Here is a 22,379-nt window from a genome sequence, read left to right as displayed (position 1 = left end):
GGTTGCGGAATGGAGCGCATGGCGGGTTTCCTGAAGCGCATGGCCGGCCGTTTGCGGTCACGGCGACCGCAGCTGGCGCTCGCCGTCCGGGTAACGGTCGCGGCGGTTGCCGCTTACGCCATCGCAACCGCCTTGCATCTGACGCTGCCGCTATGGGCCGTTCTGACGTCGCTCATCGTCACCCAGATGAGCGTCGGCCGGTCGCTGAAGGCGACCACGGACTATATGCTGGGGACGATCGGCGGCGCCGTATATGGCGGAGCCATCGCGGTGCTGATTCCGCATTCGAGCGAAGCTGCCCTGCTGGGGTTGCTGGTGCTGACGGTGGCGCCGCTGGCCTATCTCGGATCGCTCAATCCCACTTTGACCGCGGCGACCGTGACGGGCGTGATCGTTTTGCTGATTCCGGAGATGCACCACACCAGTCCGCTCAATTCCGTGATCGATCGCCTGATCGAGGTCGCCGTCGGCGCGTCGACCGGGCTGGCCGCTTCCTTTCTGGTATTGCCGTCGCGGGCCCATCATCAGATCCGCGCCAATGCGGCGCGACTGATCGAACTGATCGCGGGCGCATTCTCTGAATTGCTGGCTGGGCTGACGCATGGCCTCGACAACGAGGCCTCGCACCGGATTCAGGACGGCATCGGTGCTGCGGTGACGGCCCTGCACGCGATGGGGCAGGAAGCCGAGCGCGAACGCGCCGCGCGTTTGTCATCAGGACCGGACACCGGCCCGCTGCTGCGGACCATCCTGCGGCTGCGTCATGACGTCGTGATGATCGGACGGGAGTGTTTGGTGGCATTGCCTGCGAACGTGCAGGCGCGGCTGGATACGCCATTGTCCGGCGTGCGCGAGGCGATCGTTGCCCATTTGCGCGCGTCGGCGGCCGCGTTGCAGAGCGGCGCCAGCCCGCCGGTGATCGATCCGGTGCAATTTGCGCTGCAGGGCTACGCGGAGGAAGTCGCCGCCGTGCGCCGCGATGGCCTGACCCGTACCCTGCCGGGGGACTCCGCCGAGCGCTTCTTCGCACTCGGATTTTCGCTGGAACAGATGCGCCAAAACCTCGGCGATCTCGATCGCTGCGTCGCGGAGTGGTCCGCCACACCGCCGGTGGTCAATCGAGATACACGCCCAGAAATTTGAGTACGGTCGCATCGCGCTTCGCGATGCCGTCGGTCAGCGCCTTTAATGCAGCGTCGAAGCTGGGTGCGGCGTGCTCCAGCTCCCAGGCGCCGTCATGGTCCCACTGGAAGCACCAGCCAAAGCGCTCACCCTGCCCAAGGTTGATTACGAGGCAGCGGCTGTAATGCGCGGGTTCGGCGATCGGCAGCAGGTCGCTCGCGGCCACGCCGTACGCCTCGCGGAAGTAGGCGTCGGCCTCGTCCTTCTCGTCGCGCGCGATGAAGTCGAACAGATTCTCGCGCTGGGTCGCCAGTTCCGCCGGCCGGTAGAAGCACAATTCGGCTGAATCTTTCGGCAGCCGGACCTGCAATTCGCTCTCGCCGCGTTTCGCGAGGAATTCGCGATAATCCTTGGGCAGCCTGGTGCCAAGCGCTTCCTCCACTTTGCGCAGATCGTCTTCGCTCGCGGGGTTTTTGGTGTGCCAGCGCCAGGCCTTGTCGGATGTCGATATGCGCTTTCGCCGCGCGACGTAGTCGGCATAGGCCGGCATCTCGATGATTTCTTCGTAGCCGCCGTATGCGTGACATTTGTAGGCGGCATCGAAGGCTTCTTCCTGCCGTTCCGGGAAATCATCGCACAGGATCGTCGCACGCAGCACGCCGCGGTCCTGGCTTGTCGATGCCTTGCAGGCCTCTTCGATGGCTTCCAGCGCAGCGGCAGGATTGTCGGCGCGCAGCTGAGCCCAGCTCAGCACTTCAAATATCCGCGCGGTGAGTTCGGGTTCGTAGATCGACCAGGCGTAATGCGCCGTCTTGGCGGCGCGGTGGGCCGCGAGCGTGTCGCGGCCGCATTCGGCCAGCGCAATGACATCGTCATTGTTCCGATCGTCAGCATAGCCATGATGGGCGGCGAGCCAGAGATAAAGCGGCTGGTCCGCCGCTTGTGTGTCACCAAGCGCCTCAAGCAGCTTTTCCTGCGCTTCGAGCGGCGCGCTGAGCGCCGCCAGCATCAGATCGTCGAGGCCCTTTTGCCAATTGGGCTTGGGTTGCGGGTCCGGCAGCAGATTGCGCAGCGTATATTTCGTGTGCGTGGTCTCGACATAGCCGGATGCGACGAGCTCGGCGGCATGGCGGCGGAACGCCGTAATGGCGGTTTGGAGGTTGGAAAATTCTTCGCGCAGAAAATCGTCGCGCTGGATCTCGCGCTTCTCGTCCATATAAATGCCGATCACGATCGGCTCGTTGCCGGGAATCAGCAGCAGCTCGCGGTCGTCATCACCGGGTGGGCGATGGAAGAACTTTGCAAGATACATCGGATCTCCGAAACGCAGGAATGGGCCCTACGGCTCAGTCGCACACTCCAGGAAACGGGTTCATGAAAAACTGTGGGGCAGCCTCAGGCCGCGACCTGGCGCAGCAGGCTGCGGACGATCAGCCGGTGAAACGGCATGATGACGGCCAGATAGGTCCGCCCCAGCCAGTTATGCGTCAGCACCAGCGTCGTCGCGGTGACCTCCTTCGCGGCGCCTGACGTCGCGACATCGACGACGACGCGAAAATCCAGGTGCTTGTCGTTGAAGCCGGCAACCAGCCGGTCGGGCCCTTCGCTCACGATCGGGAATATCCCGATCATCTGGCCGGGCGCGGCCGATCCCGCGCCTGACGTCTTGAGACCAAATGGCGACATCAGAATATTGCGAAGGGCCAGCAGCGCGTCGGCCCATCGCGGTTGCCGCGCCATCATGCGCTCGGCTGCCTGCCGCGCATTGAGAGAGCGATCGTTCACTTCAATACGGAAGGCGTCGATGAACTGCGCGCCGGCCAGCAGCGTGCTCGGGTCGATGGCGGGGGCAACTTCACGGACGGTCATCGCTCCGCCAGTCTGTTCGCCAGCAGGCGGAAGCGCAAGATCAGCAGAACCGCGAACACGACGGTGCCAACAGACAATCCGACCCAGACGCCGCCGGCTCCGAGCGATGTCCGAAACCCGAGCGCCCAGGCGCAGGTAAAGCCGACCAGCCAGTAGCTGATGGTCGCGAACAACAGTGGTATGCGCGTGTCGTTCATCCCGCGCAGCGCGCCGTTGGCGACGGTCTGAATGCCGTCGGTGACGAAAAAGGTGGTCCCGACCAGCAGCAGCGTTGCCGTCAGCGTCGCCGTGGCATCATGGGCCTCGCCGAGGAACAATTCGGCGATCGTGAACCGGCCCATGATCACGGCGAGCGTCATCGCCGCCATGAATGCCGTGCCGAGCAGTAACGCGACATAGCCTGCGCGCCTGACGGCGTCGCTGTCGCGGCGTCCGACCGCATGACCGACCCGGACGGTGGCGGCCATGCTGATCCCGAACGGCACCATGTAGAGGATCGCCGCGATCTGCAGGGCGATCTGGTGCGCGGCGAGCGCCGTGGTGCTGATCAGGCCCATCAGCAGGCCGGCCGCGCCGAACAATCCGTATTCGAGCAGAAACGCCATCGAGATCGGCGCGCCGATGACGATGAGCTTGCCCATCAACGGCCAGTCGATCCGCCAGATGCGGCCGAGCACGTGATATTTTCGGAACGGCCGGCGGCGCGCGGTGAACCACAGCCCGGCGAGGAACGTTCCGAGGTTGACGAGGCTGGTCGCAAGGCCTGCGCCGAACAGCCCGAGTTCGGGCAAGCCCCATTTCCCGTAGAGCAGCGGATAGACCAGCAGCGCATTGGCCGGGATCGCCGCCAGCGTGATCCACAGCACCGGCTCCGGCCGGTTCACGGCACTCATGAAGCCGCGTATCGCGATAAACCACAGCGCCGGCAGAATGCCCCAGGCGAGGCCGAACAGATATTGTTGCGCAAGCTTTGCGGCGGCCGGCGCCTGGCCAAGCGCAATCAGGATCGCCTCGCCGCGCAATGGCAAGATCATCAGCGGCGCCGAGATCAACACCGCCGCCCACAGGCCGACGCGCAGCGCGCGCCGTACCATGCGCGGGTCGCGCGCGCCGAACGCCTGCGCGGCCAGCGGTGAGACCGCCGACACCAGGCCGAGGCCGAACGTGAAGATCACGAAGAAGACCGTATGCGCGAGGGCGGCCGCCGCGACCGTTTCGCCACCGAGCCGGCCGATATACGCCAGATCGGTCGTCATCATCGCGATCTGCCCGAGCTGGGTCAACGCCAGCGGAACCGCGAGCTTCAGCGTTTCGGCGAACTCTTCAGCCAGATGGCTGCGCGTCCGCGCAGCCGAGGCGGGCGCGAGCTGGTTTGCGTCGATTTTGTCGCACGAGGTCATGAATTGAGACTAACACCGGCGAGGGGCCGAAAAAGCGACGGTGGCCTAGAGCAACCGTTCTGATTGAATCGGAGCCGTTGCTCTAGATTCCTGTTCTGACGCGTTTTCTTGACGCGAACCGGTGTCCACTTCGCTCGAAAACGCTCTAACTAACCGCTGTCGCGCGCGGGCACCCGCGTAATTTTGGCACCGAGCGCATTGAGCCGTTCCTCGATCCGCTCATAGCCGCGTTCGATCTGGTCGGCATTGTTGATGGTGGAGGTGCCTTCCGCGGCCACTGCGGCCAGCAGCATCGCCATGCCGGCGCGGATATCGGGCGACGTCATCAACGCGCCGCGCAGCCGGCTCGGGCCCGCCACGATGGCCCGGTGCGGATCGCACAGCACGATACGGGCGCCCATCGAGATCAGCTTGTCGACAAAGAACATCCGCGATTCGAACATCTTCTCGAACATCAGGATCACGCCGTCGCATTGCGTGGCGGTGACGATGGCGATCGACATCAGGTCGGCGGGAAAGGCCGGCCAGGGCTGGTCTTCGAGCTTCGGCACATGGCCGCCGAAATCGTCGTGGATCTTCATGGTCTGGCCGGACGGCACCACGAGATCGTCGCCCTCGACGCCGCAGACGATGCCGAGCCGCTCAAAGCCCATCCGGATCGAGCGCAGGTGCTCGACGCCGGCGCGCGCGATCCGCAACGGCGAGCGCGTCACGGCGGCGAGCCCGATCAGCGAGCCGACCTCGATATGGTCGGGCTGGATCGCGTAGCTGGTCCCGCCCAGCGTCGCCGGTCCGTGGATGATGATGGTGTTGGTGCCGATGCCCTCGATCCTGGCGCCGAGCGCGACCAGGAAATTGGCGAGGTCCTGCACATGCGGCTCGGAGGCGGCGTTGCGCAGGTACGTGGTGCCATGGGCGGCAACCGCGGCGACCAATGCGTTTTCGGTCGCGGTGACGCTGGGCTCGTCGAGGAAGACGTCGGCGCCCTTCAGCCGCGAGGCGCGGAACTCCAGCCGGTGCGTCGCCGTGACGGTGGCACCAAGCTGTTCGAAGGCCAGAAAATGCGTGTCAAGGCGGCGGCGGCCGATGACGTCGCCGCCGGGCGGCGGCAGCGCCACCTCGCCGCAACGGGCGAGCAGCGGGCCTGCGAGCAGGATCGAGGCGCGGATCCGCGCGCAAAGCTCGGGATCGAGATCGGCGGCGCGAATTTCCCTGGCGTGGATCTTCAGCGTGTTGCGCTGCTCCCATTCGGCCGAGGCGCCGACCGAGCGGATCAATTCGACCAGCGTCTCGGTGTCGCGAATCCGGGGAACATTCTCCAGCGTGACCGGGTGGTCGGTCAGCAGCGCCGCCGCGATGATCGGCAGCGCGGCATTCTTGTTGCCGGACGGCTCGATCGTGCCCGCAAGCCGGTGGCCGCCTTCAACGATGTATTGAATCGGCGCCACTGGAACTCCGTGTCCTAGACGTCAACGTTGGCGCTGAGCGAATTATCCTGGATGAATTCGCGGCGCGGTTCGACCACGTCGCCCATCAGCTTGGTGAAGATGTCGTCGGCCTCGTCGACCTCCTTGACCTTGACCTGCAGCAGCGAGCGCTCGTTGGCATCGAGCGTGGTTTCCCAGAGCTGTTCCGGGTTCATCTCGCCGAGGCCTTTGTAGCGCTGCAGTGCCACGCCCTTGCGGCCGCCGTCGGTCACCGCCTCGAACAGGCTGACCGGCCCGTGAATCGCGATCTCGGCATCCTTGCGGCGCAATAGGCCCGGCTTCGGATAGGCCTCCTGCAGCCGTGCCGCGTAATCGTCGAGCTTGCGGGCGTCGGCGGAGCCGAGCAGCGCGTCGTCGATGATGGCGACGTCCTTGACGCCGCGGATAGTGCGTTCGAACAGGAACCCTTCACCTTCCGTGAAACGCCCACTCCAGCCGCGCTCGACTTCGTCGGCCAGGGCATCGAGCCGCTTGGCGATGTAATCGGCGGCGGCATTGGCGGTGCCGATGTCGCTTGTGATCTTCGGGCTCAAAACGCCGGCGATCGCGGCTTGCTCGATCACCTTGCGGTTGTAGCGGCTGTGCAGATTGTGCAGGACGCCGCGGATGACGCGGGCGTCCTCCACCAATGACAGCAGGTCGCGGCCGGCGCGTTCCGAGCCCGCGGCCGGCTTGAAGACGCAATCGTCGAGGCCGGTTGAGATCAGATAATCCTCCAGCGCGCGCTCGTCCTTTAGATACTGCTCGGACTTGCCGCGCGTTACCTTGTAGAGCGGCGGCTGTGCAATATAGAGGTGGCCGCGGTCGATCAACTCGCGCATCTGGCGATAGAAGAAAGTCAGCAGCAGGGTGCGGATATGCGAGCCGTCGACGTCGGCGTCCGTCATCAGGATGATCTTGTGGTAGCGCAGCTTGTCGGCGCTGAAATCGTCACTGATACCGGTGCCGAGCGCTGCAATCAGTATCCCGATCTGTTCGCTGGACAGCATCTTGTCCATGCGAACGCGCTCGACGTTGAGGATCTTGCCGCGCAGCGGCAAAACCGCCTGGAATTCGCGGTTGCGGCCCATCTTGGCGCTGCCGCCGGCCGAGTCGCCCTCGACGATGAACAGTTCTGATTTGGCGGGGTCCTTTTCCTGGCAGTCGGAGAGCTTGCCGGGCAACGAAGAATTGCCGAGCGGACTCTTTCGGGTCAGTTCGCGTGCCTTGCGCGCGGCTTCGCGCGCGGCGGCGGCCTGGATCACCTTGCCGACGATGACCTTGGCTTCGGACGGGTGTTCCTCGAACCATGCCGCCAGCGCTTCGTTGAGCACGTTCTCGACCACCGGGCGCACTTCCGAGGACACCAGCTTGTCCTTGGTCTGCGACGAGAATTTCGGATCCGGCACTTTCACCGACAGCACCGCGGTGAGGCCCTCGCGGCAATCGTCGCCGGTCAGCGCGATCTTTTCCTTCTTCGCATTGGCCTCGGCATAGCCGTTGACCTGGCGCGTCAGCGCGCCGCGGAAGCCGGCCAGATGGGTGCCGCCGTCACGCTGCGGGATGTTGTTGGTGAAGCACAGGACGTTCTCGTGGTAGCTGTCGTTCCACCACAGCGCGGCCTCGACGCCGATGTCGTTCAATTCCGCGCGCACCATGATCGGGGCGGGCACGATCGCCTTCTTGTTGCGGTCGAGATATTTGACGAATTCCTCGACGCCGCCGATATATTGCATCACCTCGCGCTTTTCGACCGCGTGACGCATGTCGGACAGCACGATATTGACGCCGGAATTCAGGAACGCGAGCTCGCGCAGGCGATGCTCCAGCGTCGGGAAATCATATTCGACATTGGTGAAGGTTTCGGATGACGCAAAGAACGTCACCTCGGTGCCGCGCTTGCCGTTGGCCTCGCCGACGATTGCGAGCGGCGCAACCGCGTCGCCATGGGCGAATTCGATGTAGTGTTCCTTGCCGTCGCGCCAGACCCGCAGCTGCAGCTTGCTCGACAGCGCGTTGACCACGGAGACGCCGACGCCGTGCAGGCCGCCGGAAACCTTGTAGGAGTTCTGGTCGAATTTTCCGCCGGCGTGCAACTGGGTCATGATGACCTCGGCCGCGGAAATGCCTTCGCCCTTGTGGATGTCGACCGGAATGCCGCGGCCGTCGTCGCGCACCGTCACCGAGCCGTCGGCGTTGAGCACGACTTCGACCGCGCTGGCATGACCGGCAAGCGCTTCGTCGATCGCATTGTCGACGACCTCGTACACCATGTGATGCAGGCCGGAACCGTCATCGGTGTCGCCGATATACATGCCCGGCCGCTTGCGGACGGCGTCGAGGCCCTTCAAAACCCGGATCGATTCCGCGCCATATTCGATGGGAATGGGATGCTCAGTGTCGGCAGGTGTCTGCCGGGCAGGTTCGGTCATGTGAGGCCTTCGAGGGTGTCCCGAATCAGCTGCGCAATATGAGGCGCTGATTGATCTATTTGTGCCATGAAAGAGGCCATGCGCCTAGCGCAAAGTCTCGGTCCACAAGCTATTGAATAAATGGTGTTTTTTAGCGCTCTTTCAAGGCGCTGGAAGGCCGATTCCAAGGCGCCCGAAAAGGGCGATTCGAGGGATGATTCCGGCCTTCGAGGTGCCCGTTTTTGAGACGCCGTGGCGGCGAAATGGCAGGTTGCGACGGACCTGCTAGAGAAGGACGAAAGCCGGCGCGTTCGTGGCCGGCCGTTCGTCGCGATTCCCGGATTGTCCCGCCCTTGTCCCTGCCTTCGTCTCAATATCGGCCCGATATCGACGGCCTCCGCGCCGTCGCCGTGATGCTGGTTCTGATCTTTCACGCCTTTCCGCGGGCGTTGCCGGGCGGATTCATCGGCGTCGACGTCTTCTTCGTGATCTCGGGCTTTCTGATCACCGGCATTATCACGCGCGAACTCGCGCTCGAGCGTTTCAGCCTGCTCGGCTTCTACAACAGGCGGATCCGGCGCATCTTCCCGGCGCTCATCGTCGTGCTCGGCGCCACGCTGGTTCTCGGCTGGTTCTGGATGTTGCCGGCGGCGTTTGCGCAACTCGGCAGCGATGCGTTTGCCAGCGCGGCGTTCTCAGCCAACATCGCGCTGCTGCTGCAGTCCGGCTATTTCGACGTCGAATCCGCCAGGAAACCGCTGCTGCACCTGTGGTCGCTCGGCATCGAGGAGCAGTTCTACCTGGCCTGGCCGCTGCTCCTGATGCTTGCCGCCCGGCTGCGGCTGAACCTGCTGGCTGTGGCGTCCGTGCTCGGCATCGGTTCGTTCCTGCTCAATGTGGCGCTGATCGGCGCCGATCCGGTTGTGACCTTCTATTTGCCGTTTACCCGGGCTTTTGAATTGCTCACCGGTGCGGCGCTGGCGTGCGGGTGGAGCCGGATCAGCCAGGCCGGCGGGCCGAGTAATCTGCGCGCCGGCATCGGCGTCGTGCTGATTGTGGTGGCGGCCGGCGTCCTCGACAGCGCCAGCGCCTTTCCCGGCTGGTGGGCGGTGTTGCCGGTCGCCGGCGCGGCGCTGCTCCTGTCCGCGCCCGCCGCCTGGGTTAATCGCGTCGTGCTCGCCCACCGAATGCCGGTCTGGATCGGCCTGATCAGCTACCCGCTCTATCTCTGGCATTGGCCGCTGCTGGTGTTCTTCGCCATCATCAAATTCGCGCCGCTGACATTGCTGGAACGCGGCCTGATCGTTGGGCTGAGTTTTGTGCTGGCGTGGGCCACTTACCGGTTCGTCGAGATCCCGTTGCGCTTCGGCCGGGCGGGTCATGGCAGGATGATCGGCAAGGTGGTTGGCCTCAGCGCCGCGATGGCGGTGGTCGCCGCGGCGGGTGCGATCATCGTTCAGGGGCGCGGCTTCGATTTTCGGTTGCCGGCGGAAATCCGGGCCATGGCCGATGTGCCGAGGCAGAATGCGCGCTGGCGGCTCCACCAGTGCCTGCTCGACCTCAGCCGCGAGATGGCGTTTGCCGAGGCCTGCGTCGACGGCGATCGCCGGCCGCTCGTGATGGTTTGGGGTGACTCGACCGCGGCGGCGCTGATTCCGGGCCTGCGCAAGGCGCAGGAGACCAGGAATTTCGCCATCGCGCAGTTCACCTCGAGCTCCTGCATTCCCGTTCTCAACGCCGATATCGCGAGCACGCCGAACTGCCGCGCCATCAACGACAAGGTGATCGGGCTTGCCCGCCAGATCAGGCCCGATGTCGTGGTGCTGCACGGCGCCTGGGAGGTGCATCTCGACAAGGTTGCGGCAACCGCGAGGGCACTGAAGCAGCAAACCGGCGCGCGCGTGGTCGTGCTTGGTTCGGTGCCGTGGTGGAAACGCGGCCTGCCCAATGAAGTGCTTCGCCATTTCATGCTGCAGCGCCAGCTCATTCCGGAGCGCTCGGATCGCGCCGAGCCCGACCGCAGTGCGGCGGCATTGCGCGAAACGCTTGTCCCGGCGGGCGTGGAATTCATCTCCGCCAGGGATGCCATGTGCAACGCGCAGGGGTGCCTGACGCGCGTCGGCGACAGCGCCGGGGATATTTCGGCGAGCGATCAGATCCACCTCACCGAGAAGGGCTCCGCCTACCTGATCGAGTCCGTCATCGACCGCGTGCTCGGGGCGCAAGCGCCCGCGAGCCCGCCGCATTAGGTCGTATCAATACATCTGCATCGACATTGCCTCACCGCTCGGGAGAATGATCAGGCCCCAGCCGTCGTCGGCGGTCACCTCGATCGTATCGTTTCGGGCGGGGCGACCCGCGACCTTCATCGAATATCGGTACTTGCCGGGCGGCAGTTCGAGGACCGGGGGCCTGGGCGATTGCAGTCCACCTGCGCCGGCGGCGAGCTTGATCGTCTGCTTGTTGATGGTGACGGCCGCTTCGCTCTCACCCACATTGCCGAGCATCAGCTTGGCCTGACCCGGCTTCGGTACAAAGTCCGCTTTCGCGGCGACGGCCGGATATTTCTGCGCGAGGATGACCGACGTCTCGTCGTTGCTGCGGCCAAGCTTCAACAACGCCGGCCCGTCGGGAGAGGTGAATGCCAGCTCGACGCGGTCCGCCTGCACCACGGCGCGCGCTGCCAGTTCCTTCCATCCGCGCTTGCGGAGCTCGCTACGGTAGAAGGCGAGCACGGTACTCAGTTCCGCGGGAATGCTGGCGTCAAGTTGCCTGCGGTACACGGCGTCGCTGCCCGGCAGCTTTCCGCTCGCCGATGTGTTCATCGCGCTGTGCTGCTTTGGCACAGGAAAGGGCGCGTCAGGGTCATTTTCGAGATCCTGCACAGCCGCCTTGGTGACTGCGCCGCCAGTGACCCGACCGCCCGCGCCGGGTTTGGCGTTTGCCATCTCAAGGCCGGTTCCATAGGCGTCAACCCTCACCTTCAGACCCATCCGTAGGACGGTGAATGAAATTGACTTGGCGCCCTTGGAAAATTCCATCACGGCCATCATGGGCTGGTGGATGACCGAATGCCCTTCCTTCCAGCCCTGCGACTTCAGCGAGTCGCTGTGGAACGCCGCGAGCACCTTGACGCTGGAGCTCGACTCGAATGTCAGCCTGCCGATGTCGCCGTCGAACTCGATCTTCTCGGCGTTCTCCGGCAGCGGCATGGGCTTTGAATTGTCGGCCAGTGCCTGCAGCGGCGCATCCGACAGTCTGGCGGCCTGGGCCACGCGCCGTGCTTCGCCGGCCGCGATGATTTCTTTTTCCGCCGCACCGCTGGCTTCCTTTTTGGCCTTGGCGCGCGCGGCGAGGACGCTTCCCGTCATGTGGGTCACGAAATTGATCACCGTCAGATCATATCGGCGGCTGAAATCCAGCGTGGCGGTTTGCTCGGCCGAGAAAAAGTGCAGCATAGCGCTAGCAGCCGTGACGACAGCGCCGCTGGTTTCGGTCCAGTTTCGCGCCGCAAGTTCGCGACGATAGAAGGCCACCATTGCAGGAATTTCAGCAACCACCGCCACGTCCAGCTCTCGCCGGGCCGAATTGGAATCGCCCGAACTCCGCGCTGCCATGACGTTCTTCGGCATCGGCAGGTCGGCCGCATCGTCACCGGCTTCAATCGTTTCCGGCATCGCAAATGGTGCGACCCGGATCTCCACGCCGGTTTTGCCGTCGTCGCGGCGCAGCAGCGTCAGCATGACCGGCGGCTGCCGATGGAAGCCATTGTCGAAATCATGGCTGTAATAGACGCGCACGCCATTCTCGATCGTCTCGCTGAGCTGCGCGTTCGGCCAGCGCGCGGCAGCCTCCGCAGCTTTGAGCGGCTTCCAGCCGCTCGCTGCCATCTCCTTGCGGAAGAAGCTGAGCGTGGCGTCCAGCGCAGTCGGGGCGATGCAGCCGAGATAAGGCCGCCACTCGTCAAACATGATGTCGGTAGCATCGGGCGGGAACGGCACGTTCACATGAGCTGTGTTGGCGCTATAAATCACGCTGGATTGATTGGGCTGCTGGCTTGGCGGGACCGACACAACCAGTCCTTGCCGTCCCTTCTTGAACTTCGACGAGAACTTGTCGTTCTCGAGCGGGCGCGCATATTGCACCCAGCCGTCCGCGGCCAGCAATTGCGTCGCCGCAGCGGCGGCCGCCGCGAAGCCGATCGGAACGTCGTAGGTCACTTGATAGGCTTTGGTAAGATGGGTCACGGCAAGGGCCGTTTGTTCCACGGCGCCCTCGAGCCGCGGCAGGGTGCGGACATCGACCATCTCGGGATTGGCACCGGCAGCAACCGGCACGCTGGCGATCACCGCGAGGGTGAAAGCAAACAGGTGTTTCCGTGCCGGGACCAGCATCCCGCGCGTCGCTCCAAACATGGCGATCTCCACTTCCTTCTAAAATGCTTTGATCAATAGATCTGCAGCGACAGTGCCTCGCCGCTCGGCGCAATCATGAAGCCCCAGGCATCGTTCGCGGTGACTTCGACGCTTTCGCTCCTGGCCAGACGGCCGGCGAGCTTCACCGAATATTGGTATTTGCCCGGCGGCAGTTCGAGCATCGGCCGGCTCGGCGATTGCGGTCCACCGGCGCCACCGGCGACCTTGATGGTCCGCTTGTTGATCGTGACGGTGGCTTCGCCGTCGCCCATGTTGCCGAACACCAGTTTGGCCTGCCCCGGCTTCGGGATGATTTCGGCTTTGGCGGCCGCGGCCGGATATTTCTGCGAGAGATTGACGGAGGTCTCGCCATTGCGGCGGCCGAGCTTCAGCGTCGCGGGTCCGTCGGAGGAGGCAAACGCCAGCCGCACCTGGTCCGGTTTGACGACCGCCCCTTCGGCCTGTTCCTTCCAGCCACGCTTGCCGAGTTCGCTGCGATAGAAGGCGAGCACCGACCCGAGTTCGGCAGGAATGCTGGCTTCGAGGTCGCGGCGGAACGGCGCATCGCTGCCGGGCATCTTGCCGGTTCCCATCGATGTCATCGAGCGGTCCTTTGGCAGCGGCAAGGCGGAGTCCGGGTCGGCCTCGAGGGGTCGATCGGTCGTTTTGGCCGACGGTGCATTGAGGGCCTGAGCGGCGGTTGCCGCGCCTGGCTTGGCGGCCATCTTGGCGTCGGCCATCATCAGAGCCGTTCCGGAGGCCATGACCTTTACGCTCGGGCCCATCTGCATGACGGTGAGCGACATCGCCTTGCCGCCTTTGGAAAAGTCCATCACGACCATGCGCGGACCGTTGATGATCGAGGGCCGTTCTTTCCAATCCTGGGCCTTCAGCGCGTCACGATAGAACGCTGCGACCGCTCTCACCGTCGAGGCGGAGTAGAAATCGAGCCGGCCGTCGGCGCCTTCGAATCTCACCTCTTCGGCGTTCTCGGGCAGCGGCACGGGCTTCGAATTGTCGGCAGCGGCGCGCAGCGGCGCATCGGACAGCTTGGCGGCCTGGGCCGCGATCCGCGCTTCTCCGGCCGCGATGAACGCTTTTGCCATTGCCGCCGCATCGCTGGAAAACTTCGCGCTGGCTTCCTTCTGGGCCTTGGCCTGCGCCGCCACCGCGGCTTCCGTCATTCGCGCATTGAGGCTGACCATCGTCAGATCGAATTTGCGGCTGAGCTTCAGCGTGCCTGTCAGATAGTCGGAGGAAAAATTCAGCGTGACGTTGTCTGGGGTGATGACGGCGCCGCGCGTCTCTTCCGTCCAGTTCCGCGCCGCGAATACACCACGATAAAAGGCCAGCGTTGCGGGAAGCTCGCCAATGACGGCGACGTCCAGGCTGCGAACGGGCCAGTTGGAATCGCCGGAGCCGCGCGCGGTCTGGGTTGCCTTCGGTTTCGGCAGGCCGGCCATGTCGTCAGCGGCTTCGAGCCTTTCCGGCATCGCAAATGGCGCGACCCGGATCTCCACGCCGGTCCGTCCGTCATCGCGGCGCTGCAGTGTCAGCATGACCGGCCGCTGCTGACGGAAGCCATTGCCGTCGTCGTGGGTGTAATAGGCGCGCACGCCATTCTCGACCGTCTCGCTGAGCTGCGCGTTCGGCCAGCGCTCGGCTGCCTCCGCGGCTTCAAGCGGCCTCCAGCCGATCGCTGCCATCTCCTTGCGGAAGAAGTCGAGCGTTGCGTCGAACCCGGTCGGAGCGATGCAGCCGAGATAGGGCCGCCGCTCGTCGTAGAAGATGTCGACAGCATCCGGCGGGAACGGCACGTTCGCATAAATTTTGAGGAAGCCATCATAGGAGATGCTGGATTGATTGGGCTTGCCTGATGAGACCTGCACACCCAGTCCGTGCCGTCCCTTCTTGAAGGTTAACGAGGAGCTCTTTTCGAGCGGGCGCGCATATTGCACCCAGCCGTCGGCGGCCAGCGATTTCTTCGTCGCCGCCGCCGTGACCGCGACGGATGCCGGAACGTCGTAGGTCAATCGATAGGTTATGCCGTGATGGGTTTTGGTCTCGGCCGGTTGTTCCACGGCGCCTTCGAGCGGCGGCAGCGCGCGGATATCGACGATGACGTCATCGGCGTCATCGGCGCTGGCCGCGACCGGCACGCTGGCGATCACCGCGAGGGTGAGGGCAAACAGATGTTTCCGTGCCGGGACCAGCGTCCCGCGCGTCATTCCAAACATGGCTATCTCCGGGTATTTGCCGACGCTCGATTCGCGCAGCAGCGATGGCCGCGCCGATGGCGCGATTGCTGGAGTCTAGTCGCGCGGGTGGGCGTTGAGGTTCAACCGGCGCTCAGGCGCGGCGGGTGACGTGGCCGGAATCCACGTCGAAAACCTCGCCGGATGCGCCGATATCGGCGAATGCCGCCGGATCGGCGCCGGTCATCCAAACCTGGGCGCCGAGTTTTGCCAGCTCGTCGAACAGCGCCTTGCGCCTGGCGGGATCGAGATGCGCAATGACCTCGTCGAGCAGCAACAGCGGCACGATGCCGGTCATCTCGGCGACCAGCGTGGCATGCGCCAGCACCAGTCCGATCAGCAGCGCCTTCTGCTCGCCGGTGGAGGCATCGCGCGCCGGCATGTTTTTCGGCGCGTAGACCACCTGCAGGTCGGTGAGGTGCGGCCCGTCCAGCGTGCGGCCGGCCGCGGCGTCACGCGGGCGGCTCGCGCGCAGGATCTCGCGGTAGCGGTCCTCCACGGCCGTGGCGGGTTCATTGACCAGCGCATTTTCCATCCAGCCGTCGAGCATGATCTGCGCCGACGGAAACGCGGAAGCTGCGCCGCGCGCGCGCAGCATCGCCGCCAGCTTGGTCACGGTCTGGCCGCGGGTGGCGGCGACCGCGACCGCAAGTTCGGCGGTTTCGCGCTCGATGGCATCGCACCAATGGTCGTCGTAGTTGCGCACTTCGAGCAGCCGGTTGCGCGAGCGCAGCGAACGCTCCAGCGCCGACACCCGGCTGGAATGCTCGCTGTCAATCGCCAGCACCAGCCGGTCGAAGAAGCGCCGCCGTTCGGAGGCCGCTCCCAGAAACAGCCCGTCCATCGCCGGCGTCAGCCACACCATGCGCAAGTGATCGCCGAACGCCGTCGCCGAGCTGACCGGTTCGCGGTCGATCCGGCAGCGCCGGCCGCTCGCGCTGTTTTCATTTCCCGGCGCGTCGATCCCGGTGCCGAGGGTGGCAAGCCCGAGTGCACCTTCGACTTCGGCGGAGACGGCCCAGGAACCGTCGCCCTGGTTGTCGGCGACATCCTCCAGCGTGGCGCGCCGCAAGCCGCGTCCTGGCGACAGAAACGAGATCGCCTCGAGGCAATTGGTCTTGCCGGCACCGTTCGGCCCCACCAGCACCACGACGTCACCGCGCGTCTGCACACTTCCCGCCCGATAATTGCGAAAATGCGTCAGCGTCAGCTTGTGGATGCGGGAAGGGGTCATGTTCCGCTGTCATTGCCGGGCGTAGTAGTCTGCCTGGCGCAGACTACGTAAACTTGTCTGCGCTCCCGGCAATCCATCATCCGCGCTAGCGGACAATATCCTCGTACAGGTCTCGCCAGTCGGGATTGCTCGCGATGATCAGGTCGATTTTCCACTCGCGCGACCAATGTTTGATGTTCTTCTCGCGCTGAAGTGCGGTGGCAATTGCTTCGTGCGGCTCAAAATATACCAATGTTTTGATGCCGTACTTCTTGGTGAAGCCATCTGCCAAGCTCTCTCGATGCTCGTAAGCGCGCCGCACTAGATTATTTGTCACGCCAACATATAGCGTTCCACCGGGCTTACTTGCGAGAATGTACACCCAATAGGTCATTTTCGAAGTCGATGGATTGCCGGGTCAAGCCCGGCAATGACAGCTAATTCCTCACACCCGCATCGGCATCAGCACGTAGAGCGCGCCCTTGTTGTCCTTGTCCTGCACCAGCGTCGGGGAACCGGGGTCGGCGAGGCGGAGCACGGCGACTTCGCCCTCGATCTGGGCGGCGATATCCAGCAGATAGCGCGAGTTGAATCCGATATCGAGCGCGTCGGAGGCGTATTCGACTTCGAGCTCTTCGGTGGCGCTGCCGGAATCCGGGTTGGTGACCGACAGCACCAGCTTGCCGGCCGACAACGCCAGCTTCACCGCGCGGCCGCGCTCGCTCGAAATGGTCGAGACGCGGTCGACCGCGGCCTCGAAATCCTTCTTGTCGACGATCAGTTCCTTGTCGTTGTTCTGCGGAATGACGCGGCCGTAATCCGGGAAGGTGCCGTCGATCAGTTTCGAGGTCAGCACCACATTGCCGAGCGTGAAGCGGATCTTGCCCTGTGACAATTCGATCGAGACTTCGGCTTCATTGTCCTCGATCAGCCGCTGCACCTCGCCGACGGTCTTGCGCGGCACGATCACGCCGGGCATGCCGACGGCGCCGCTCGGCAACGCCAGATCGATCTGCGCCAGCCGGTGTCCGTCGGTCGCCACCCCGCGCAAGGTCGCGGCTTTGGCGGTGCCGGCCGAGTGCAGATAGATGCCGTTGAGGTAATAGCGGGTCTCTTCGGTCGAGATCGCAAACTGGGTGCGGTCGATCAGGCGCTTGACGTCGGCCGCGGGCAGCGAGAACGCGTGCGTCATGTCGCCGGCGGCCAGATCGGGAAAGTCGCTTTCCGGCAGCGTCTGCAGGGTGAAGCGCGAACGGCCGGCGCGGATCGCCAGCACCGAACGGTCGCCGTCGGCCTCCAGCACGATCTGCGCGCCATCGGGCAATTTGCGGACGATGTCGTAGAACATGTGGGCCGGCACGGTGGTCGAGCCAGCGGTTCCGGTTTCCGCCGCCAGCGTCTCGGTCACCTCGAGATCGAGGTCGGTCGCCTTCAGCGACAGCTTGGCGTTTTCGGCGCGGATCAGCACGTTGCCGAGGATCGGGATGGTGTTGCGGCGCTCGACCACGCGATGGACGTGGCCCAGCGATTTCAGGAGTTGCGCGCGTTCGACGGTGACCTTCATTGCAATACCCGCCTGATCCCTAAGATGGAAAAGCCGGGCGGCCCAGAAGGCGCGCCGCGGCAATTGAACCCGAAAAGCCGGCTCAAGATGGACTTGATCAAACCCTCGGGGGGACCGCAAGGTGGCGCGGATGGGGCCCAAGTGCAAGGGGAAGTGGCAGGGAGCGCGGCGGCGTTCCCCATTTATTGCGGGAGGAAAACTTTCTCCCTACCCCCTCAGAAGGCAGGGAGAAGAAGAATTCATTCCTGTAATTGGCGCTTCAGCGATTCGACCTCTTCCGACAGCGCGGTATCCCGGGACACCAGTGCCTCGATCTTGCGCACGGCGTGCAGTACCGTGGTGTGGTCGCGTCCGCCGAACCGGCGGCCGATCTCGGGCAGCGACCGCAGCGTCAGCGTCTTGGCCAGGTACATCGCGACCTGGCGCGGGCGAACCACATTGGCGGTACGCCGGGAGGACAGCAAGTCCGAGCGGCTGACATTGTATTGCCGGGCGACCACCCGCTGGATGTCCTCGATCTTGATCCGCTTCGGTTCCTGCGGGCGGATCAGGTCGCGGACTTCGCGCTCGGCCATTTCCAGCGTCACCGGCTGGGCGTTGAGCTTGGAGTGCGCGAGCAGCCGGTTGATGGCGCCTTCGAGATCCCTGCCATTATGGGTGATGGTGCGGGCGAGATAATCCAGCACCGGCTCCGGTACGTCGAAGCTCGCATGGTGGGCGCGGGCCGCGGCGACGCGCGATTTGAGGATGCCAAGCCGCAGCTCTTCGCCGAGCGAACCCATCTCCACGACGAGGCCGCCGGCCAGCCGCGAGCGCACGCGATCGTCGAGGCTCTCGAGATCGGAGGGCGGGCGATCGGCGGCGATCACGACCTGGCGGCCGGCATCGATCAGCGCGTTCAGCGTGTGGCAGAACTCGGCCTGGGTCGATTTGCCCTGTAGGAACTGCAGATCGTCGATGACAAGCACGTCGATGCCGCGCAGCGCTTCCTTGAAGGCCAGCGCCGTCTGCGTCTTCAATGCCGCGACGAAGCCGTACATGAACTTCTCGGCGGTGAGATAGAGCACCTTGCGCTCGTTGCCCGAATTGCCGGCCCATGTGACGGCCTGCAGCAGATGGGTTTTGCCGAGGCCGACGCCGGCGTGAATATAAAGCGGGTTGAACATCACGGCATCGCCGCGGCGTCCTTCGGCGACCTGGCGCGCCGCCGCATGCGCCAGCGTGTTGGAGCGGCCGATGACGAAGCTTGCAAAGGTGAGGCGCGGGTCGAGCGGCGAGCCGCCGAGCGCATCATGGCTCGCCGACACCGGCGCTGTCGCGGTGGCGCGCAGTTCGGGCGCGGGGCGGCCATCGGCGCGCTCGGCGCGGCGCTGATCGGCGGGCACCGGCGTCTCCTTGACCGGTGCCGCGCAGCGCATGGCCGAGCGCACGGTGAGGTCGATGCGGTGCACTTCCGGCATCTCGGCTTGCCAGCAGGTGAGCACGCGATCGGCGTAATGCGCCTGGATCCAGCTCTTGAGGAACCGGGTTGGAACCGACAGATGGACGCTTTCGTCCTGCACGCCTTCCAGGTCCATGCGCGCGAACCAGCTCGTATAGACGTCCTCGCCCACCGTCGTCCGCAACCGTCCCTTCACGCGCGACCAGCGATCCTGTTCCGTATTTGTCATTGCCTGAGAACTTTTCTGAAAGAGTTATGTTTCCGTGGAATCGCTTTGCAGGGTTCCTGCCAACAGGGGTGCTGCAAAGCGCGACCTCAAACGGGGCTTCAACTCCGAGCATAGATCAACCGTTCGGCGCGAACACCGCTGGTCAGATTTCAGCTGGAGAAGAAGGTTCCTGTGAGGTCAGCGCGTACTCGACGGTCTGTCCGGAGTTCGCACAATGGAGTGGTTGGAAATGATTTCCAGAGTAACCGATACGATCTCACGTGAGATGCTCACGTCGATTGCCGCGATGATTCCGTAAAGCATACAGCCTCCCCCTCCCGCCGCGAGAACGCGCGGCGAGTTGTCATGTCGCAAGTGTTTTCAAAGTCAGTCTGCCGCTACCGGACATCGAATGCCCGGCGCCTGCGCCGCCGCGTAACCCAGTTCTGTCAACCCAAGTCTGTCGTCATCAACACGTTCACGAGCTACGCGTTCCAGCCTGCGGTTGCCGAAAGTCGGTTGCCGAAACTTGCCTTATCTCTCTAGTCGTCAACACGCGAAACCCGCACGCCACGCCTGAGAAATTTAGACACAGAACGACCGTTCTCATATTGCTATGAGCTACCAACCCAGCATCGCTTGGAAAGCGTCGCTAACGCGCACACCGCCGCCGATTTGCACGTCCACCCTTGGGTCTCAAACCGCGCTGATCTGGAGAGCCTCGGGTGTCGCGAACGCACTTAGATGTACACCAAGCGCAGTTTCTGACAATCCGTTGAATCAACGTGAATGAACGAGTCTTCGCTGGTGTTGCAACGCTGCCATCGCCTAGCTCGAAAGCAAGCGTCTGAATCCGTGTACAGATTCGCGCGCGCCGGCGATCGTGACAATTCGCGTCACGCGCTTAAAAAATTTTCATAAAATTTTTACTTATCTTCGTTAGCGGACCGATTTTCGAACCGCTTGCGCTCGCTATGTTGATAAGTGATTAGCGAAGCGAAGTTTTTTGCGATTGTTTTTCAGGGTAACTCTCGCGACGCGCTTGCAGCTTGAAGACGCGCGTCTCCGCCGGTTTACACAGCTGTACGTCTGCGCGTCTCGCGTGTGCGCACAGCATTGCCGGTGCAACAAGCTTCACCACGTAAAAGTACGGGGCGCGAGGAAATATGACACGCGCTCAGCTGTGCAGCAACGGGACAATTGAACTTGGAAAAAGAAAAAGCCCGGCCAGGGCCGGGCTTTCTTGACGAATTGCTTTTGCCGTCAGTTCATTTCGCAAGCTTGGCGATCTGGTGCGTCAGGCGTGACACCTTCCGGCTCGCGTTGTTCTTGTGAATGATATTGCGCTGGGCGGCTTGCATCAGTTCCGGCTCGGCGTTCTTCATCGCCTTCAGCGCCGCATCGCGGTCGCCGCTCTTGATGGCTTCCTCGACGGTGCGAACCGCACCGCGCATCTGGGTGCGGCGCGACTTGTTGATGATGGTGCGGCGGGCAATCTTGCGGGTCGCCTTTTTGGCGGAAGTGGTATTGGCCATGTTCTCAACTATCCTTCGGCTGTCATCGCTCGGGTGGTCGGGCTTGAGCGCGCCGGCCGTTCAAATTGCGCTGGTGTGTTTCAGGGTGTCCTTGAGGTCGCCATGCTCGGGAGCCAATGCTCCCACCGCGGCGCGGCTCAAAGAACAGCGGCGGCGGGATTGCGCCCGCCGCCATTGGGGGTCTTATAGAGGGCGAGTCCGGTACCGTCAACGCTTTCCGGACCCTCCAGAAATCGGAGAATCCGGCCAAAAATGGCGCATAAGGTGCTGATGAGGTTGAATTTATTGGAGGGCCCCGGTATTGGGCTGACGGTCTTTCGGGCGCGACAGATATAAGGTGACGCATGATCCGCGGTTTGTTCCGGCTTATCGGCCTGCTGCTCCTGGCCGGCGGATTCATCTTCATGGTCTATGACGGCGCGCGCTACGTGGCCGACCAGACCCTGCGTTTCACCCGGTTCGGGCAGTTCTGGAACGACATCCACCAGTCCAGCCAGCTGGCGTTTCGCACCTCGGTGGAGGGCGCCGCACCCTGGCTCTGGAACAGCGTCATCAAGGTTTTGCTGGACCAGCCGGTTTTCGCAGTGCTGGGCGTGGTGGGCATTCTGTTGATGATCCTGTTCCGGCCGCGCAAACCGCTGATCGGCTATTCGCGGGACTGACAGGCGGATCCGGTAAGGCCGGCTTACGCAATCAATGCTTGCGAACGAGAGCTCGCGTAACGGGGCTGCTTCAACCGGCGTAAGGCCCTATACTGCAGTCAGCCGGCCGCCACTGTTGGCGCGTCTGCCGATGTTCGCCTGGAGGTCATCCATGTTGTTCATGCGCAAGACCACCGCGCTGCCGAGCGCCGCCGAAGCGCTGCCGGGCCGCGCCGCGCCGATCCCGACCGCCACCATTCATTTCGTCAACGGCCGCAGGCTGCAGCCGCCTTTTCCCGCAGGGCTCGAGCAAGCGGTGTTCGCGCTCGGCTGTTTCTGGGGCGCCGAGCGCAAGTTCTGGGAACTCGGCGAGGGCATCTTTTCAACCGCGGTCGGTTACGCCGGCGGCCACACGCCCAATCCGACCTACGAGGAAGTTTGCTCGGGCCGCACCGGTCACACCGAAGTGGTGCTGGTCGTGTTCGATCCGAACAAGATTTCCTACGACGCGCTGCTGAAGACGTTCTGGGAAAGTCACAACCCGACGCAGGGCATGCGCCAGGGCAACGATGTCGGCACCCAGTATCGCTCCGCGATCTACACGCTCAGCGACGCGCAGCGCAAAGCCGCCGATGCGTCGAAGGCGGTGTACCAGAAGGCGCTCGCCGCCAAGGGTCTTGGCGCCATCACCACCGAGATCGCACCATCAGGCGAATTCTATTTCGCCGAGGACTATCACCAGCAATACCTCGCCAAGAATCCGGCCGGCTATTGCGGGCTCGGCGGCACCGGCGTGTCGTGCCCGATCGGCGTCGGCGTGAGCGCCTGATTCTTTCTTA

At 63.9% G+C, this 22,379-nt stretch carries 16 protein-coding genes; 4 read left to right on the top strand and 12 right to left on the bottom strand.

Features of this window, described 5'->3' with window-relative positions; all coding sequences use genetic code 11:
* Positions 1–18: 18 nt before the first annotated feature.
* A complete protein-coding gene (locus tag ACSQ84_RS23585; protein ID WP_436214117.1) occupies positions 19–1,143 on the top strand; it encodes an FUSC family protein in 1,125 nt (374 codons plus the stop codon).
* Here ACSQ84_RS23585 and ACSQ84_RS23580 read toward each other — a convergent pair.
* The 5 genes from ACSQ84_RS23580 to gyrB form a co-directional block, all read right to left on the bottom strand.
* A complete protein-coding gene (locus tag ACSQ84_RS23580) occupies positions 1,115–2,434 on the bottom strand; it encodes an SMI1/KNR4 family protein (protein WP_436214116.1) in 1,320 nt (439 codons plus the stop codon). The genes ACSQ84_RS23585 and ACSQ84_RS23580 overlap by 29 nt on opposite strands.
* 83 nt (positions 2,435–2,517) lie before the next feature.
* Positions 2,518–2,991: a DUF2867 domain-containing protein gene (locus ACSQ84_RS23575; RefSeq protein WP_436214115.1), complete on the bottom strand. Its 474-nt coding sequence runs from the start codon at positions 2,989–2,991 to the stop codon at positions 2,518–2,520.
* Positions 2,988–4,391: an MATE family efflux transporter gene (locus tag ACSQ84_RS23570; RefSeq protein ID WP_436214114.1), complete on the bottom strand. Its 1,404-nt coding sequence runs from the start codon at positions 4,389–4,391 to the stop codon at positions 2,988–2,990. The genes ACSQ84_RS23575 and ACSQ84_RS23570 overlap by 4 nt, the downstream gene beginning before the upstream one ends.
* A 149-nt stretch (positions 4,392–4,540) precedes the next feature.
* A complete protein-coding gene (gene murA, locus ACSQ84_RS23565) occupies positions 4,541–5,839 on the bottom strand; it encodes a UDP-N-acetylglucosamine 1-carboxyvinyltransferase (RefSeq protein WP_436214113.1) in 1,299 nt (432 codons plus the stop codon).
* Between the two features lie 14 nt (positions 5,840–5,853).
* A complete protein-coding gene (gene gyrB / locus ACSQ84_RS23560; RefSeq protein ID WP_436214112.1) occupies positions 5,854–8,289 on the bottom strand; it encodes a DNA topoisomerase (ATP-hydrolyzing) subunit B in 2,436 nt (811 codons plus the stop codon).
* 332 nt (positions 8,290–8,621) lie between these two features.
* Between gyrB and ACSQ84_RS23555 the strand changes: the two genes are divergently transcribed.
* Positions 8,622–10,517, top strand: coding sequence for an acyltransferase family protein (locus tag ACSQ84_RS23555; protein ID WP_436214111.1), 1,896 nt, complete (start codon positions 8,622–8,624; stop codon positions 10,515–10,517).
* Between the two features lie 6 nt (positions 10,518–10,523).
* Here the strand turns inward: ACSQ84_RS23555 and ACSQ84_RS23550 are convergent, their stop codons facing one another.
* The 7 genes from ACSQ84_RS23550 to rpsT all read right to left on the bottom strand — a co-directional run bounded on the left by ACSQ84_RS23550 (position 10,524) and on the right by rpsT (position 20,899).
* Positions 10,524–12,683, bottom strand: coding sequence for a hypothetical protein (locus ACSQ84_RS23550; protein WP_436214110.1), 2,160 nt, complete (start codon positions 12,681–12,683; stop codon positions 10,524–10,526).
* Positions 12,684–12,715: 32 nt separating this feature from the next.
* Positions 12,716–14,920, bottom strand: coding sequence for a hypothetical protein (locus tag ACSQ84_RS23545; protein ID WP_436214109.1), 2,205 nt, complete (start codon positions 14,918–14,920; stop codon positions 12,716–12,718).
* 112 nt (positions 14,921–15,032) lie between these two features.
* Entirely contained in the window at positions 15,033–16,172 is a 1,140-nt protein-coding gene (gene recF, locus ACSQ84_RS23540) for a DNA replication/repair protein RecF (RefSeq protein WP_436214108.1), read from the bottom strand.
* An 85-nt stretch (positions 16,173–16,257) separates the two neighbouring features.
* Complete coding sequence (locus ACSQ84_RS23535) at positions 16,258–16,545, bottom strand: GIY-YIG nuclease family protein (protein ID WP_436214107.1); 288 nt, start codon at positions 16,543–16,545, stop codon at positions 16,258–16,260.
* Between the two features lie 51 nt (positions 16,546–16,596).
* Positions 16,597–17,715, bottom strand: a complete 1,119-nt coding sequence (gene dnaN, locus ACSQ84_RS23530; RefSeq protein ID WP_436214106.1) for a DNA polymerase III subunit beta — start codon at positions 17,713–17,715, stop codon at positions 16,597–16,599.
* A 239-nt stretch (positions 17,716–17,954) separates the two neighbouring features.
* On the bottom strand, positions 17,955–19,385 hold the full coding sequence (dnaA, locus tag ACSQ84_RS23525; RefSeq protein WP_436214105.1) for a chromosomal replication initiator protein DnaA: 1,431 nt from the start codon (positions 19,383–19,385) through the stop codon (positions 17,955–17,957).
* Positions 19,386–20,632: 1,247 nt separating this feature from the next.
* On the bottom strand, positions 20,633–20,899 hold the full coding sequence (gene rpsT, locus ACSQ84_RS23520) for a 30S ribosomal protein S20 (protein ID WP_436214104.1): 267 nt from the start codon (positions 20,897–20,899) through the stop codon (positions 20,633–20,635).
* Positions 20,900–21,243: 344 nt separating this feature from the next.
* On the opposite strand from rpsT, the gene ACSQ84_RS23515 reads away from it, so the two are divergent.
* Together ACSQ84_RS23515 and msrA are read left to right on the top strand one after the other, a co-directional pair.
* Complete coding sequence (locus tag ACSQ84_RS23515) at positions 21,244–21,561, top strand: hypothetical protein (RefSeq protein ID WP_436214103.1); 318 nt, start codon at positions 21,244–21,246, stop codon at positions 21,559–21,561.
* Positions 21,562–21,712: 151 nt separating this feature from the next.
* Positions 21,713–22,369 carry a peptide-methionine (S)-S-oxide reductase MsrA gene (gene msrA / locus ACSQ84_RS23510; protein WP_436214102.1) on the top strand — a complete coding sequence of 219 codons (657 nt, stop codon included), beginning with the start codon at positions 21,713–21,715 and terminating at the stop codon, positions 22,367–22,369.
* The last annotated feature ends 10 nt before the right edge of the window (positions 22,370–22,379 follow it).

Source organism: Bradyrhizobium sp. LjRoot220 (assembly GCF_964252915.1).
Lineage (GTDB): Bacteria > Pseudomonadota > Alphaproteobacteria > Rhizobiales > Xanthobacteraceae > Bradyrhizobium.
The sequence above is the reverse complement of the archived record's forward strand: the minus strand, read 5'-3'. Positions and strand labels throughout refer to the sequence as shown.